At 74.6% G+C, this 13,695-nt stretch carries 11 protein-coding genes; 4 read left to right on the forward strand and 7 right to left on the reverse strand.

Going from position 1 to position 13,695, the window contains the following annotated elements:
• The first annotated feature begins 10 nt into the window (after positions 1-10).
• The 4 genes from IR170_RS08790 to IR170_RS08805 all read left to right on the forward strand — a co-directional run bounded on the left by IR170_RS08790 (position 11) and on the right by IR170_RS08805 (position 6,058).
• Entirely contained in the window at positions 11-595 is a 585-nt protein-coding gene (locus tag IR170_RS08790; RefSeq protein ID WP_193662036.1) for a TetR/AcrR family transcriptional regulator, read from the forward strand.
• A 1,046-nt stretch (positions 596-1,641) separates the two neighbouring features.
• Positions 1,642-2,298 carry a TetR/AcrR family transcriptional regulator gene (locus IR170_RS19415; protein ID WP_227488789.1) on the forward strand — a complete coding sequence of 219 codons (657 nt, stop codon included), beginning with the start codon at positions 1,642-1,644 and terminating at the stop codon, positions 2,296-2,298.
• Positions 2,292-4,034, forward strand: coding sequence for an ABC transporter ATP-binding protein (locus tag IR170_RS08800; RefSeq protein WP_193662037.1), 1,743 nt, complete (start codon positions 2,292-2,294; stop codon positions 4,032-4,034). The genes IR170_RS19415 and IR170_RS08800 overlap by 7 nt, the downstream gene beginning before the upstream one ends.
• Positions 4,035-4,114: 80 nt before the next feature.
• Positions 4,115-6,058 carry an ABC transporter ATP-binding protein gene (locus tag IR170_RS08805; RefSeq protein WP_193662142.1) on the forward strand — a complete coding sequence of 648 codons (1,944 nt, stop codon included), beginning with the start codon at positions 4,115-4,117 and terminating at the stop codon, positions 6,056-6,058.
• A 265-nt stretch (positions 6,059-6,323) separates the two neighbouring features.
• Here the strand turns inward: IR170_RS08805 and IR170_RS08810 are convergent, their stop codons facing one another.
• From IR170_RS08810 to IR170_RS08840, 7 genes are all read right to left on the reverse strand, one after another.
• Complete coding sequence (locus IR170_RS08810) at positions 6,324-6,566, reverse strand: hypothetical protein (RefSeq protein WP_193662038.1); 243 nt, start codon at positions 6,564-6,566, stop codon at positions 6,324-6,326.
• The gene (flhA, locus tag IR170_RS08815) at positions 6,563-8,641 is read right to left on the reverse strand and encodes a flagellar biosynthesis protein FlhA (protein WP_056864752.1); all 2,079 of its coding nucleotides are present in this window, start codon (positions 8,639-8,641) and stop codon (positions 6,563-6,565) included. The genes IR170_RS08810 and flhA overlap by 4 nt, the downstream gene beginning before the upstream one ends.
• Positions 8,642-8,740: 99 nt before the next feature.
• The gene (locus IR170_RS08820; protein WP_193662039.1) at positions 8,741-9,919 is read right to left on the reverse strand and encodes an EscU/YscU/HrcU family type III secretion system export apparatus switch protein; all 1,179 of its coding nucleotides are present in this window, start codon (positions 9,917-9,919) and stop codon (positions 8,741-8,743) included.
• Position 9,920: 1 nt separating this feature from the next.
• Positions 9,921-10,688 (reverse strand): flagellar biosynthetic protein FliR, encoded by a 768-nt coding sequence (locus IR170_RS08825; RefSeq protein ID WP_056864750.1) that lies wholly within the window; start codon positions 10,686-10,688, stop codon positions 9,921-9,923.
• Between the two features lie 81 nt (positions 10,689-10,769).
• Positions 10,770-11,039 carry a flagellar biosynthetic protein FliQ gene (locus IR170_RS08830; RefSeq protein ID WP_056864749.1) on the reverse strand — a complete coding sequence of 90 codons (270 nt, stop codon included), beginning with the start codon at positions 11,037-11,039 and terminating at the stop codon, positions 10,770-10,772.
• Between the two features lie 77 nt (positions 11,040-11,116).
• Positions 11,117-12,067, reverse strand: a complete 951-nt coding sequence (gene fliP / locus IR170_RS08835; protein WP_319804980.1) for a flagellar type III secretion system pore protein FliP — start codon at positions 12,065-12,067, stop codon at positions 11,117-11,119.
• Entirely contained in the window at positions 12,064-13,695 is a 1,632-nt protein-coding gene (locus IR170_RS08840) for a flagellar biosynthetic protein FliO (RefSeq protein ID WP_193662040.1), read from the reverse strand. Before IR170_RS08840 ends, fliP begins: the two co-directional genes overlap by 4 nt.

Here is a 13,695-nt window from a genome sequence, read left to right on the forward strand (position 1 = left end):
GGGTCTCGGCATGGCGATCCGCGCGAGCACCGAGGCCCGACTGCTCGACGCCGCCGACGCGCTGCTCTTCCGGCGGGGCGTGGCGGCGACGCCCGTCGACCGCGTGCTCGAGCTGGCCGGCGCCTCCCCGGCCACGCTCTACCGGGCCTACGGCAGCAAGGAGGGCCTGGTCGCCGCCGCGCTCGCCCGCCGCCACGAGCGGTGGCTGGCGGTCTGGGACGAGGCGGTGGCCGAGGCCGCCGACGACCGGGGTCGGCTGCTGGCCGTCTTCGAGGCGCTCGACCGGTTCCGGGCGCGCCCCGACGGTGCGCGCTGGTGCGCGGTGCTGGGCACCGCGGCGGAGTACGCCGAGGCCCCGCTCGAGATCGACGCGGCCGTGCGTCGCGACACCGACGCCCTCCGGGCCCGCCTGCAGGCGCGGGCCGCGCCGCTGGTCGGCCCCGCGGCGGCGGAGGGGCTCGCCGAGGCGCTGCTGCTCGTGGTGTCCGGTGCGCTCGCCATGCGGCTGCGCGACGAGGCCGGCGGACCCGGTCGCGCCGTGGCCGAGGTGCTGGTCGACGCGGCGGTCCGCGACACCAGCGGGTCGTCCGCCTGACGCGTCGCGCCCTCCGGCGCCGCGGGCGCCGGGGTGGCTGACCCCGCGTCGACGTGCACGCACCGTGGCGCACTGTCCTCCGCTGGGCCGCGGGGCCGCTGGGCCGCGGGGCTGCGGGGTCGCGGGGCCGCGGAGTAGCGGGGCCGCGGAGTCGCCGAGTGGTGGCGAACGACAGGCTGGTGACCCTCTGGCTCGTCGTCTGCCGCCACTTGCCGCGGGTGTCGGCGCGCCCGGCAGCTGTGGGCGTCTCTCGGAGGCGCCGCGACTCCACTGCTGGGGCGCCGCGCCGCGGTGGGTGTCGGGGTGCGCCGGACCCGGTGGAGGTCGTCTGCTGGTCGTGGAGTGGCGGCGAACGACAGGCTGGCGACCCTCCGGCTCGTCGTTTGCCGCCACTTGTCGCGGGTGTCGGCGCGCGCCGGCAGCCGCGGGCGTCCGTCGCTGGCGCCGCGACTCCGCCGTGGGTGCCGCGCCGGCGCTGGCGGGGGTCGTCCGCCTCGGGTGTCGGCGCGCCACTGCTGCGGCGGGCGGTCGCGGCGGCTGGTCGCGGAATGGCGGCGAACGACAGGCTGGTGACCCTCCGGCTCGTCGTTTGCCGCCACTTGCCGCGGGTGCGGTCGTGCGCCGGCCGCTGGGGGCGTCCGTCGCGGGCGCCGCGACTCCACTGCTGGCGCGCCGCGCCGCGGTGGGTGTCGGGGCTCGCCGGACCCGGTGGGGGTCGTCCGCTGGTCAGGAAGTGGCGGCGAACGACAGGCTGGTGACGCTCCGGCTCGTCGCTTGCCGCCACTTCGTCGGGGGTGTCGGCGCGCGCCGGCAGCCGCGGGCGTCCGTCGTGGGCGACGCGACTCCACCGCGGGTCTCGCGCCGGCCCCGGCGGGGGCGTCCGCCGCGGGAGCCGGCGCGCCACTGCTCCGGCGGGTGGTCGCGGCGGGTGGCGGAGGGGCGGCGTACGGCGGGTCGGCGGCCTCGAGCCGTCCTGGGCCGCGGTGCCTCCGAAGGGGCCGGGGACCTCCTTGTGAGTGAGTGCTCACTCATCTACGCTCGACGGCATGCCTCCCCGCGCCGCGCCGATGACCCCGCAGGAGCGCCACGACCAGCTGGTCGACGTCACCCTGCGCCTGCTGCGCGAGCACGGGCGCGCGGTGACCACGAAGCAGATCGCGGAGGCCGCGGGGATCGCGGAGGGCACGATCTTCCGGGTCGTGACCAGCAAGGACGAGCTGGTCGACGCGGCACTCGCGCGGGCCTTCGACCACGACGCGATCTTCGACCGCATCGCCGAGATCGACCCGGCGCTCGACCTGCGCGACCGGATGGTGCGCCTGGTGTCGATCCTGCAGCAGCGCTTCCGCGCGACCTTCGGGCTGATCCGCAAGGTCGGGATGCTCGGGCCGCCCGCCCACCTGCACGACTCCGCCGAGGCCGACGCCGTGCGGGCCCGGCTCGAGCGGGCGTGCGTCGAGCTGGTCGGCGCCGACGCCGAGCACCTGAGCGTCGAGCCGGGGGAGATGGTGCACCGGCTGCGCCTGCTCACCTTCGCCGGCAGCCACGAGCAGGTCGCCGACGGCCGCCTGCTGAGTCCCGAGGAGATCGTCGACACCGTGCTGACCGGGCTGCTCGCCCCCGCTGCGAGGCCGACCTGCGCCGACCCCGCCACCACGCCGGCGCGGCCCGCGCGGCCGGTGCGTGAGGAGGCGTCGTGCTGATCCCGCTGCTGCGCGAGCGCCTCGCGGCGTACCGGCCCTGGCTGCTCGCCGTGGTCGGGCTCCAGTTCGTCGGCGTGCTGGCGATGCTCTACCTCCCCAGCCTCAACGCCGACATCATCGACCGCGGGATCGCCACCGGCGACACCGCCTACATCTGGCGCGTCGGCGCCGTCATGCTCGCGGTCTCGGTGGTGCAGATCGTGTGCTCGGTGGGCGCCGCCTGGTTCGGGGCGCGTACGGCGATGAGCCTCGGTCGCGACCTGCGCGGGGAGCTCTTCGCCCGGGTCGGCACCTTCTCCAAGCGCGAGGTCGACCACTTCGGTGCGCCCTCGCTGATCACCCGCGGCACCAACGACGTGCAGCAGGTGCAGATGCTCGTGCTGATGGCCTGCCTCATCGCGGTGTCGAGCCCGATCATGATGGTGGGCGGCGTCGTGATGGCGCTGCGCGAGGACGTCGGGCTGGGCTGGGTGCTCGCCGTGGTCGTGCCGGCGCTCTTCGTGACGGTCGGCTTCGTGGTGAGCCGCATGGTGCCGAGCTTCCGGCTGATGCAGTCGCGCATCGACGAGGTCAACCGCGTGCTGCGCGAGCAGATCACCGGGGTGCGCGTGGTGCGCGCCTTCGTGCGCGAGCCCCACGAGACCGAGCGCTTCGCGGGCGCCAACGCCGACCTGACCGCCGTGGCGACCCGGGCCGGGCGCTGGCTGGCCGCGATGTTCCCGCTGGTGATGATCGTGGTCAACGTCTCCAGCGTGGCGGTCATCTGGTTCGGCGGGCAGCGCGTCGACAGCGGCCAGATGGAGGTCGGGGCGCTGACGGCCTTCCTGTCCTACCTGATGCAGATCCTGATGTCGGTGATGATGGCGACCTTCATGCTCATGCAGGTGCCGCGCTCGGCGGTGTGCGCCGACCGGATCGCGGAGGTGCTCGGCACGTCGAGCTCGGTGGTGCCCTCGGCCACGCCGACCACGCCCGACCCCGCCCGCCGCGGTCACCTCGACCTGGTCGACGTCGGGTTCTCCTACCCCGGCGCGGAGTCGCCGGTGCTCGCGGGGGTCACCGTCTCGGCGCGGCCGGGGCAGGTGGTGGCCGTCGTCGGCTCGACCGGCTCGGGCAAGTCCACCCTGGTCAACCTCGTGCCCCGCCTGGTCGACGCCACGGCCGGCCAGGTGCGGGTGGCAGGCGTCGACGTGCGCGACCTCGACCCCGACGTGCTGTGGGAGCAGATCGGGCTCGTGCCCCAGCAGGGCTACCTCTTCAGCGGCACCATCCGCTCCAACCTCCGGCACGGCCGCGCCGACGCCGGTGACGAGGAGCTGTGGCGCGCGCTCGAGATCGCCCAGGCCCGCGACTTCGTCGAGCGGCTGCCCGAGGGCCTGGAGGCGCCGGTGGCCCAGGGCGGCACCAACTTCTCCGGGGGGCAGCGCCAGCGCCTCGCGATCGCGCGCGCCGTGGTGCGCCGCCCCGGGCTCTACCTCTTCGACGACTCCTTCTCCGCCCTCGACCTGGCCACCGACGCGCGGCTGCGCGCCGCGCTGCGGCCCGTGACCCGCGACGCCACCGTCGTGGTCGTGGCGCAGCGGATCTCGACGGTGCGCGACGCCGACCTGGTGGTCGTGCTCGACGACGGGCGGGTGGTCGGCCAGGGCACCCACGAGGAGCTGCTCGCCTCGTGCCCGACCTACCAGGAGATCGTGGCCTCGCAGGAGAGCGCGACCGCGGGGGTGGGCGCGTGAGCACGACCGAGGAGCGCCCGGGCCAGCTGCGCGCGACCGACCGGCCCCCGCCGCCGGCGGGAGGCCCCGGCCGCGGCCCGATGGGCGGCGGGGGCGTGGCGCAGAAGGCCATGGACTTCGGCCCGTCGGCCAGGCGCCTGGTCGCGCGGCTGCGCCCGGAGCGCGCCGCGGCGCTGCTCGTCGTCGCCCTCGGCGTGGTCAGCGTGCTGCTCATGGCCGTCGGACCGCGCATCCTCGGGCGCGCCACCGACCTCGTCTTCGCGGGCCTGCTGGGCCGTCAGTACGCCGGGGCCGACGCGGCCGACCTCCCCGACGCGGCCCGCGGGCTCGACGTCGTGCCCGGGCGCGGCGTCGACTTCGACGCCGTCGGCCAGGTGCTGCTGCTGGCCCTCGGGGTCTACGTCGCGGCCTCGCTGCTGGCCTTCCTGCAGGGCTACGTGCTCAACGGGGTGGTGCAGCGCACCGTCTACCGGATGCGCGAGGAGGTCGAGGAGACCCTCCACCGGCTGCCCCTCACCTACTTCGACCGCAGCCCCCGCGGCGAGCTGCTCAGCCGGGTCACCAACGACATCGACAACGTCAGCCAGACCCTCCAGCAGACGATGAGCCAGCTGCTCACCTCGCTGATGACCGTGGTCGCCGTGCTCGCGATGATGCTGTGGATCTCCCCGCTGCTGGCCCTCGTGGCGCTGGTGTCGGTGCCGCTGTCGCTGCTGGTGACCCGGGCCATCATGCGCCGCTCGCAGGGCCAGTTCGTGGCCCAGTGGAAGCGCACCGGCCAGCTCAACGCCCAGGTCGAGGAGGCCTTCTCCGGTCACGAGCTGGTCAGCGTCTTCGGTCGTCGCCGCGAGGTCGAGGAGCGCTTCACCGAGGAGAACGACGCGCTCTTCGACGCCAGCTTCCGCGCGCAGTTCGTCAGCGGCCTGATCATGCCGGCGATGATGTTCATCGGGAACCTCAACTACGTCGTCGTCGCCGTCGTGGGCGCCCTGCGCGTGGCCAGCGGCTCGCTGACCCTGGGCGAGGTGCAGGCCTTCGTGCAGTACACCCGCCAGTTCACCCAGCCGCTCACCACCGTCGCCTCGATGGCCAACCTGCTGCAGTCGGGCGTCGCCTCGGCCGAGCGGGTCTTCGAGCTCCTCGACGCCGACCTCGAGCGCCCCGACCCGGACGAGGCCGGGGACGAGGCCGGGGCCGGGGGCACGGCGGTGGCCGCGGGCTCCGGCGTACGACGCGGTGAGGTGGCCTTCGAGCACGTGTCGTTCTCCTACAGCCCCGACCGCGAGCTCATCACCGACCTCTCCCTCGTGGCCCGGCCGGGCCAGACCGTGGCCATCGTCGGGCCCACCGGGGCGGGCAAGACCACCCTGGTCAACCTCGTCATGCGCTTCTACGAGCTCGACGGCGGCCGGATCACCCTCGACGGCGTCGACGTGTCGTCGATGTCGCGGGCGCGGCTGCGCGGGCGGATCGGCATGGTGCTCCAGGACACCTGGCTCTTCGAGGGCACCATCCGCGACAACATCGCCTACGGCCGGCCGGGGGCGTCGGCCGACGACGTGCTCGAGGCCGCGCGTGCGACCTTCGTCGACCGCTTCGTGCGCTCGTTGCCCGAGGGCTACGACACCGTCGTCGACGAGTCGGGCTCCAACCTCTCGGCGGGGGAGCGCCAGCTCGTCACGATCGCCCGGGCCTTCCTCACCGCGCCCGCGCTGCTCATCCTCGACGAGGCGACGTCGTCGGTCGACACCCGCACCGAGGTGCTGGTGCAGCACGCGATGGCGGCGCTGCGCGCCGACCGCACGTCGTTCGTCATCGCCCACCGGCTCTCCACCATCCGCGACGCCGACCTCATCCTGGTGATGGAGGACGGGGCCATCGTCGAGCAGGGCACCCACGAGGAGCTGCTCGCCGCCGCCGGGGCCTACGCCCGGCTCCACGCCAGCCAGTTCGCGGCGGTCGAGGCCCCGGCCGACGGGGCGGTCCGGGGGTCGGTCCAGGGGCCCGACGAAAACCCCTTGTGACGCCGCCGACGTCGACCTACCGTGGACGCACACGGGAAAGGAGGTGGTCCGAAGAATGAGTTCTTCCAGGACGCGTGAGGTGGCTGCCCGCTAGCAGCCCAGCGCCAACGAGGGGTGGAAGTCCCTCCGGCTGCTGGTGAATCCTCAGCAGTCACCCGACCCGCAGGTGATCCGGTCGCACGTCCGCCGGAGCGGCTCCCCGGAGCCACACCTGCGGGTCGTCCCACGTCCGGGCCCGTTCAGCGGGCCCATCCACCGGACCCACTCACTGGGCGGGCAGCTCCTCGGTCGGGGCCTCGTCGGCCGGCACGACGGCCGGCTGCGCGGCCGACGGCTCGCCGACCATCATCGCCACCAGCGAGATCGCGACCCAGCAGACCACGACGGCCACGAGCCAGCGGGTGACGGCCACGTCGACGGTGACCGCGCCCGAGACGAACCCGCCGTAGAGCGCGGGGGACGCGACGAGCGCCGCGGCGCCGAGCACCGGGCCGGAGAGCAGGTTCACGAGGTGACCTCCATGACGCGCTCGCCGCTGACCACGCCCGCGGAGCGGACCTGGGCGGTGCCGGTGAGCTCGGGGTAGGACAGCACGGGCAGCCGGTCGACCGCCGGTCGGATGAGACGGCGTACGGCGGGCCGCAGCCCGGGCGCGCACACCAGCACGGGGCGCACGTTGCGGTTCTCGGCGTCGACCAGCAGCTGCGCCAGCCCGCCGATGACCGTCTGCAGGGTCACCGGGTCGAGCGCGATCATCGCGCCCTGCTCGGTGATGCGCAGGCACTCGAGCATCCGCTGCTCGAACTGCGGCTCGAAGCTGATCACGTGCACGACGCCGTCGACCAGGTGCGGCGCGACCACGGCCGGGCCGAGCGCGGCCCGGGCGGCCTCGACGAGGCCGTCGAGGTCCTTGCTCGACTGCGCCTTGAGCGAGAGCGCCTCGTAGATGCGCACCAGGTCGCGGATCGAGATGCCCTCGTCGAGCAGGTGCTGGAGCACCCGCTGCACCTCGCCCAGCGACAGGGCGCCCGGGGTGAGCTCCTCGACGACGTTGGGGTGGCTGCGCTTGACCACGTCGGTGAGCATCCGCACGTCCTCGCGGCCCAGCAGGCGCGCGGCGTGGGAGGAGACCACCTCGGCCAGGTGGGTGGTGATGACGGCGCTGCGGTCGACGACGGTGGCGCCGCTGAGCTCGGCCTGGCTGCGCAGCTCGGCGGGGATCCACTTGGCGTCGAGGCCGAAGACCGGCTCCTGGGTGGGCTCGCCGGGCAGCGAGCCCAGGAAGTCACCGATGGCCAGCACGGTGCCCGGGGGCGCTTCGCCGCGCGCGACCTCGATGTCGAAGAGCTTGATGACGTAGGTGCGCGAGGGCAGGTCGAGGTTGTCGCGGGTGCGCACGAGCGGCACCACCACGCCGAGCTCGCCGGCGACCTTGCGCCTCAGCGCCTTGACCCGCTCGAGCAGGTCGCCGCCGGAGCCGACGTCGACGAGGTCGATGATGTCGGCCGAGAGCTCCAGGCCCAGCGGGTCGACCTGGATCTCCTCGGCGAGGGTCTCGGGGTGGTCGCGCGAGGGCGCCTCGATCGCGGCGGCCTCCGCGGCGGCGGCCAGCGCGGCCGGGCTGCCGGGGGTGGCGGGGGCGTCATCGGGCACGCGGGTCGACAGCAGCAGCAGCGCCCCGCCGGTGAGCAGGAAGGGGATCTTGGGCAGGCCCGGGATGAGGCAGAGCGCCATGCCCGCGAAGCCGGCGATGCGCAGCGGCATCCGGTTGGCGGTGATCTGGCGGACGATGTCGGAGCCCATGTCGCCCTCGCCGGCGCTGCGGGTGACGACGAGGCCGGTGGCCACCGACAGCAGCAGGGCGGGGATCTGGGAGACCAGGCCGTCGCCGACCGTCAGCAGCGAGTACGTCGTCACCGCGTCGCCGGCCGACATGCCCATCTGGGCCATGCCGACCGCGAAGCCGCCGACGAGGTTGACCAGCGTGATGATGATGGCCGCGATCGCGTCGCCCTTGACGAACTTCGAGGCGCCGTCCATCGCGCCGTAGAAGTCGGCCTCGGCGTGCACCTCGGCGCGGCGCTGGCGGGCCTGGTCCTCGTCGATGAGACCGGAGTTGAGGTCGGCGTCGATGGCCATCTGCTTGCCGGGCATCGCGTCGAGGGTGAAGCGGGCGCCGACCTCCGCGACGCGGCCCGCGCCGTTGGTGATGACGACGAACTGGATGATCAGCAGGATCGAGAAGATGATCAGCCCGACGATCAGCGAGCCGCCCACCACGAAGTGGCCGAAGGTCTCGATCACCTTGCCGGCGTAGCCGTCGATGAGCACCAGCCGGGTCGCGCTCACGTTGAGCGCCAGGCGGAAGAGCGTCATCACCAGCAGCAGCGCCGGGAACGACGCGAAGTCGAGCGGGCGGGTCACGAACATCGCCGTGAGCAGGATGAGCAGCGCGCCGGTGATGTTGGCGGCGATGAGGAGGTCGAGCACGGCGGCCGGCAGCGGGATGACCAGCATCACGACGATCATGACGATGCCGACGGGCACGCCGAGCTGGGTCAGCCGCTTGAGCGAGCCGTCCATGGAGCCGCCTTCCGGGGTCGTCTGCGTCAGGGGCGATCGGGTCGATCGCGGGTCCCCGCCGTCCGTGGCGCAGCCGACACCGTCCTGGCGTCGCCCGGCCTATCGGCCGCTCGGCGCCGGGCCTGAGGAAATGGCCGGCACGACCGGAGCGGTACGCCGCCGGCGCCGGCCCGCCCGGGGCACGGCGGGCAGCGCGGCGTCGAGGCGCGGGCTGCGGTGACTGCCGCCGCGGCGGCCCTGGCGCTTGCGGCTGATCACGAAGGCCAGCACGTGGGCCACCGCGCCGAAGAGCTCGGCGGGGATCTCGTGGCCGACCTCGCAGGAGGCGTGCAGGGCCCGGGCCAGCGGCACGTCCTGCACCAGCGGCACCTCGGCCTCGGTGGCGACCTCGCGGATGCGCGCCGCGACCGCGCCCGCCCCGCGGGCCACCACGAGGGGGGCGCCGCGCTGGGCGTCGTACCTCAGGGCCACGGCGACGTGGGTGGGGTTGACGAGCACGACGTCGGCGGTGGGCACGTCGGCGATCATGCGGTTGCGGGCGGCGGCGAGCTGGCGGGCGCGGATGGCGCTCTTCACCAGCGGGTCGCCCTCCGACATCTTGTGCTCCTGCTTGACCTCCTCCTTGGTCATGCGGGTCTGCTTGCCGACCCGGCGCCGCTGCATGCCGTAGTCGACGCCGGCCAGCAGCACGCCGGCGACGGCGACGTTGCGCAGCAGGGCGAGCGCGTGCTCGCCGCCCGCGGTGAGCACGACGCCCATCGGCACCATGCCGCCCAGCAGCGGCATCAGCGCCTTGATCGAGGACCAGACCAGGATCGCGACGACCGAGCACTTGGCCAGCATCTTCACGCCCTCCCACAGCGCCTGCGGGCCGAAGATGCGCTTGGCGCCCTTGATCGGGTCGAGCTTGGAGAAGGTGGGCTTGACCGCCTTGGTGGCGAGGTAGAAGCCGCCCTGGGCTAGGGTGCCGGCCACGCTGACGACCGCGACGGCCGAGGCGAGCACGACCAGGGCCAGGAAGGCCCCGCCCACGCCCTCCCCCAGCAGCGCCATCGCCCGCTCCGGGGAGGGGTCCTCCACCGCGCGCAGGCAGGCGGTCATCAGCCGCTGCATCGCGTCGAGCTCGCGGGTCAGCAGCAGCGGCATCACCATCGCGGCCAGGGTCAGCGCGATCCACGGGCCGAGCTCCTGGGTGCGCGCGACCTGGCCCTCCTTGCGCGACTCCTTGAGCTTCTTCGGTGTCGGCTTCTCGGTCTTCTCCCCGCTGGAGCCGCTCACCTCAGCCTCCTCCCGCGAAGGCCGCGGTGAGCTCGAGGGAGAGCTCGACCAGGCGGCGCACCAGGCCCGGCAGCACCGGGAACGACAGGCCGAGCAGCATCAGGGTCAGGCCGATCTTGGCCGGGAACATCACGTTGATGGCGTTGAGCTGCGGGGCGACCTTGGTCATCAGGGCCAGGCCGAGGTCGGCGACGAAGAGCACCGCGATCATCGGCAGGGCGACCTGCACGGCGGTGACGAAGAAGACCCCGAAGGCGCGCAGCAGCAGGTCGGCGCCGCCGTCGAGGTCGGGCGTCCGGCCGATGGGCAGCATCTCGAAGGTCCGCAGCAGCCCGCCCACGACGAGCAGGTGGCCGCCGCTGACGAAGAGCAGCACCGTGGCCAGCATCTGGTGGAACTTGCCGAAGACGGTGTTCATGTTCATCGCCAGCGGGTCGAAGGCCGCGGCCAGCGCGAACCCGCCGAAGACGTCGATGATGCTGCCCGCCGCGGCGACGGCCGCGAACAGCAGCGAGGTCAGGAAGCCCATCGACAGCCCGATCATCACCTGGGTCAGCACGGTGGTGAGGAGCCCGAAGGTGTCGACCGGGATGGTGGAGTCGGCCATGAGCGGCGCCACGGCGAAGGCCAGCCCCAGGCTGAGGACGACCTTGGCCGTGGTCGGGATCGACCGTGACGCGAAGGGCGGCACCACCACCAGCCACGCGACGATGCGCACCGCGGCCAGCACGAAGGCCAGCAGCGGCTCGCCCGCGACGGTGACGGTCATCTGGTGCTCGCTCGGTCTCGGTCTGGGTCTCGGTCTGGGGCGTGGGTCGGGTGCGGGTCGGGGGCTGGTCCGGTGGCCGGCTCAGGCGAGCAGGCGCGGGATCATGTCGAAGAGGTCCTGGGTGAAGACCACGAGCGTGTGGAGCATCCAGTTGCCGCTGACCAGGATGGCGATGCCGACGGCCACGACCTTCGGCACGAAGGCGAGCGTGAACTCCTGGATCTGGGTCATCGACTGGAACAGCGAGACCGCGAAGCCGACCGCGAGGGCGGTCACCAGGATCGGCGCGGAGAGCTTGAGCGCGACCATCATGGTCTGCATCGCGATCTCGATGATGGCGGTGTCGGTCATCGGCGTGGGTCCCTCGGACAGGCGGCGGTGGCGCGCGGGGTGGTGGCGGCGTGGTGGTCGCGGGGCGGTGGGGGCGGCTAGGTGGTGCCGTAGCTCGACACGAGCGCCTTGATCACCAGGGCCCAGCCGTCGACCAGCACGAAGAGCAGCAGCTTGAAGGGCAGCGAGACCATCACCGGCGGCATCATCATCATGCCCAGCGCCATCAGCGCCCCGCTCACGACGATGTCGATGACGAGGAAGGGGATGAAGATGATGAAGCCGATGATGAAGGCGGCCTTGAGCTCGCTGAGGATGAAGGCCGGCACGAGGGTGGTCATGCCGACGTCGTCGCGGTTGTCCGGCAGGTCGCGGCGCGCGACGTTGGTGAGCAGCCGCAGCTCCTCGTCGCCGGTCTGGTCGAGCATGAACTCGCGCAGCGGCTCGATGCCGTCCTCGAAGGACTGCGCCGAGGTCTTGTCGCCGTCGAGGTAGGGCTGCACGCCCGCGTCGTTCATGGCCGACAGCGTCGGGGTCATGATGAAGAGGCTGAGGAAGAGCGCCAGCCCGGCGAGCACCTGGTTGGGCGGGGTCTGCTGCAGGCCCAGCGCGTTGCGGGTCAGGCCCAGCACGATGAGGATCTTGGTGAAGCTGGTGCAGGTCAGCAGGATCGCCGGCGCCAGCGACAGCAGGGTCAGCGTGACCAGCAGGGTCACCGAGGAGCTGGGCTTGTCGGTGAGGCCGGTGAAGTCGATGGTGACGTCGCCGCCGGGGTCGGCGGTCGGGCCGGCGGGGCCGGTGGGCCCGGCGCCGGGCCGCTGGGCGCCCGTGCCCGCCGGCGCGGGGTCGGTGGCTCCGGCGGTCGGGGCGGGGGAGGCCGGGGCGGTCGGCGCCGGGGCGAGGTCGGTGGCCGAGGCGGGAGCGGACGCGCCGAGCAGAAGCACGGCGGTCGCGGCGAGGGTGACGAGCCCGGTCACGAGGGCAGCGGCGACCAGCGCGCCCACCCGTCGGGGGGCGCGGGTCGCGCGCCCGAGGCGCGCTGCGGTCACGACGCGCGCCCCGACACCGCGGCGAGGGCCTGCCGCCAGGTCTGGGGGGAGAGGACCGATCCGGCCAGCGGGCCCGACGTGGTGGGCGTCGCCGGGGCCGTGCTGCGGGCAGCGGGCCGGGCGGGGGCCGGGGTCGGCGCGGGGGCCGGCACGCGGGTCGCGGGGACGGCCGGGGCGGCGGCGGGCTCCGGGACCGTACGGCGCGCGCGCCGCACCAGGCCGCGGGCCGTGCGGCGCTCGGCGCGGGTCGCGCGCCCGGGGCCGGCCGCCGGTGCCTCGGTGCCGGGCGTGGCGCCGGTGGTGGCGGTGCCGGTCGCGTCGGCCGCGGTAGGGGTGAGGGGCGTGGGGTCGGCCAGCCACGCGGCGAGCTGGGCCGCGAAGTCGTCGGCCGCGGGGGCCGCGGTGGCCGGGCCGGGGGTCGAGGCGGCGGTGGCGGTGCCGGCCGTCCCGAGGGGGATCCCGGTGGTGGTCGTGGCGTCGGTCGCGGTCTCCTGGGCGAGCAGCAGCTCGGCGGGGTTGACGGCGGGGACCGCCACGGCCACGGGCGCGGGGAGCCCGGAGACCGTGGCAGGCGCGGCTCCGAGCGGGGGAGCGGGGACGACCTCGGGGCCCGTCGCGGGCAGGACCGCGGGGACGACCGCGGGCACGTCTGCGGGGGCCGCGAGGGCGGGAGCGACCGGGGTGGCGGCGGCGCCGAGGGCCGGGGCGGTGGTGGCCACCCGGTGACGGGCGACGACGCGGGGCGCGGTCGGGTCGGGGCGCACGGGCTCGAAGGCGGCCGCGGGGGCCGGGCCGGTGAGGGCCGGGTGGTCGGAGCGGTGGCGGCCCGACACGGCGGCCGCGGCGAGCGACCCGGCGTCGACGGCGGCGTCCGGGGCGGTGAGCCCGCCGGTGGGCCCGCCGGTGAGGTCGCCGGTGAGGTCGTGGGCGGGCTCGGCTGCCGTCCCGACGGTCGCCTCGTCCGTGGGGCGGGGGCCGACTCCGGCGCTGGCGCCGGCCGGGGCGAGACGGCCCAGGATCGCGGCGGCGTGGCCGGCGTAGGGGCCCGGCTGCTCGCCGAGGGCGGGCAGGACGGCCGGGGCGGCCGGGAAGGCCGGCGCCGACGGGACCGGGGCGGCGTCGTCGGTGACGACGGTGACCGCCGTCCCCTGCTGCTGCCGGCCCTCGCTCCTGTGGTCGACCGGGTCCCCGAGGTCGGTGCGGGAGGTCTGCTCGGGCTGCTCGGTGGCGGGCTCGGGCTCGTCGGCGGGGGCGGGCACGACGCTGAGCGAGGGCAGCGCGGTCACGGTGGCGAGCCGGGGCGACCGCGTCGTCACGTCCTCGCGGTCCCCGTCGGTGGTGCCGGGGTCGAGCGGGGCACCGTCCTGGCCGGCGACGGTGGCGGCCTCGTCGGCGTCGAGCTCGGCGAGCACGCGCACCTGCTGCTCGGTGGTGCCGAGGACCAGGGTGCGGCCGCCGACGGTGACCACGGTGAGCGCGGAGCCGCGGCCCAGCTGCTGTCGGTGGAGCACCTGCACGGCGGCGCCGGCGCGGCCGGAGAAGCGGCGCGCGCCGAGGCGGGCGATGAGCAGCAGCAGCCCCACGACCACCGCCAGCGACACCACCATCCGGAGGGCGAGCTCGGCCAT

This window comes from Nocardioides kribbensis (genome assembly GCF_015070375.1).
Lineage (GTDB): Bacteria > Actinomycetota > Actinomycetes > Propionibacteriales > Nocardioidaceae > Nocardioides > Nocardioides kribbensis.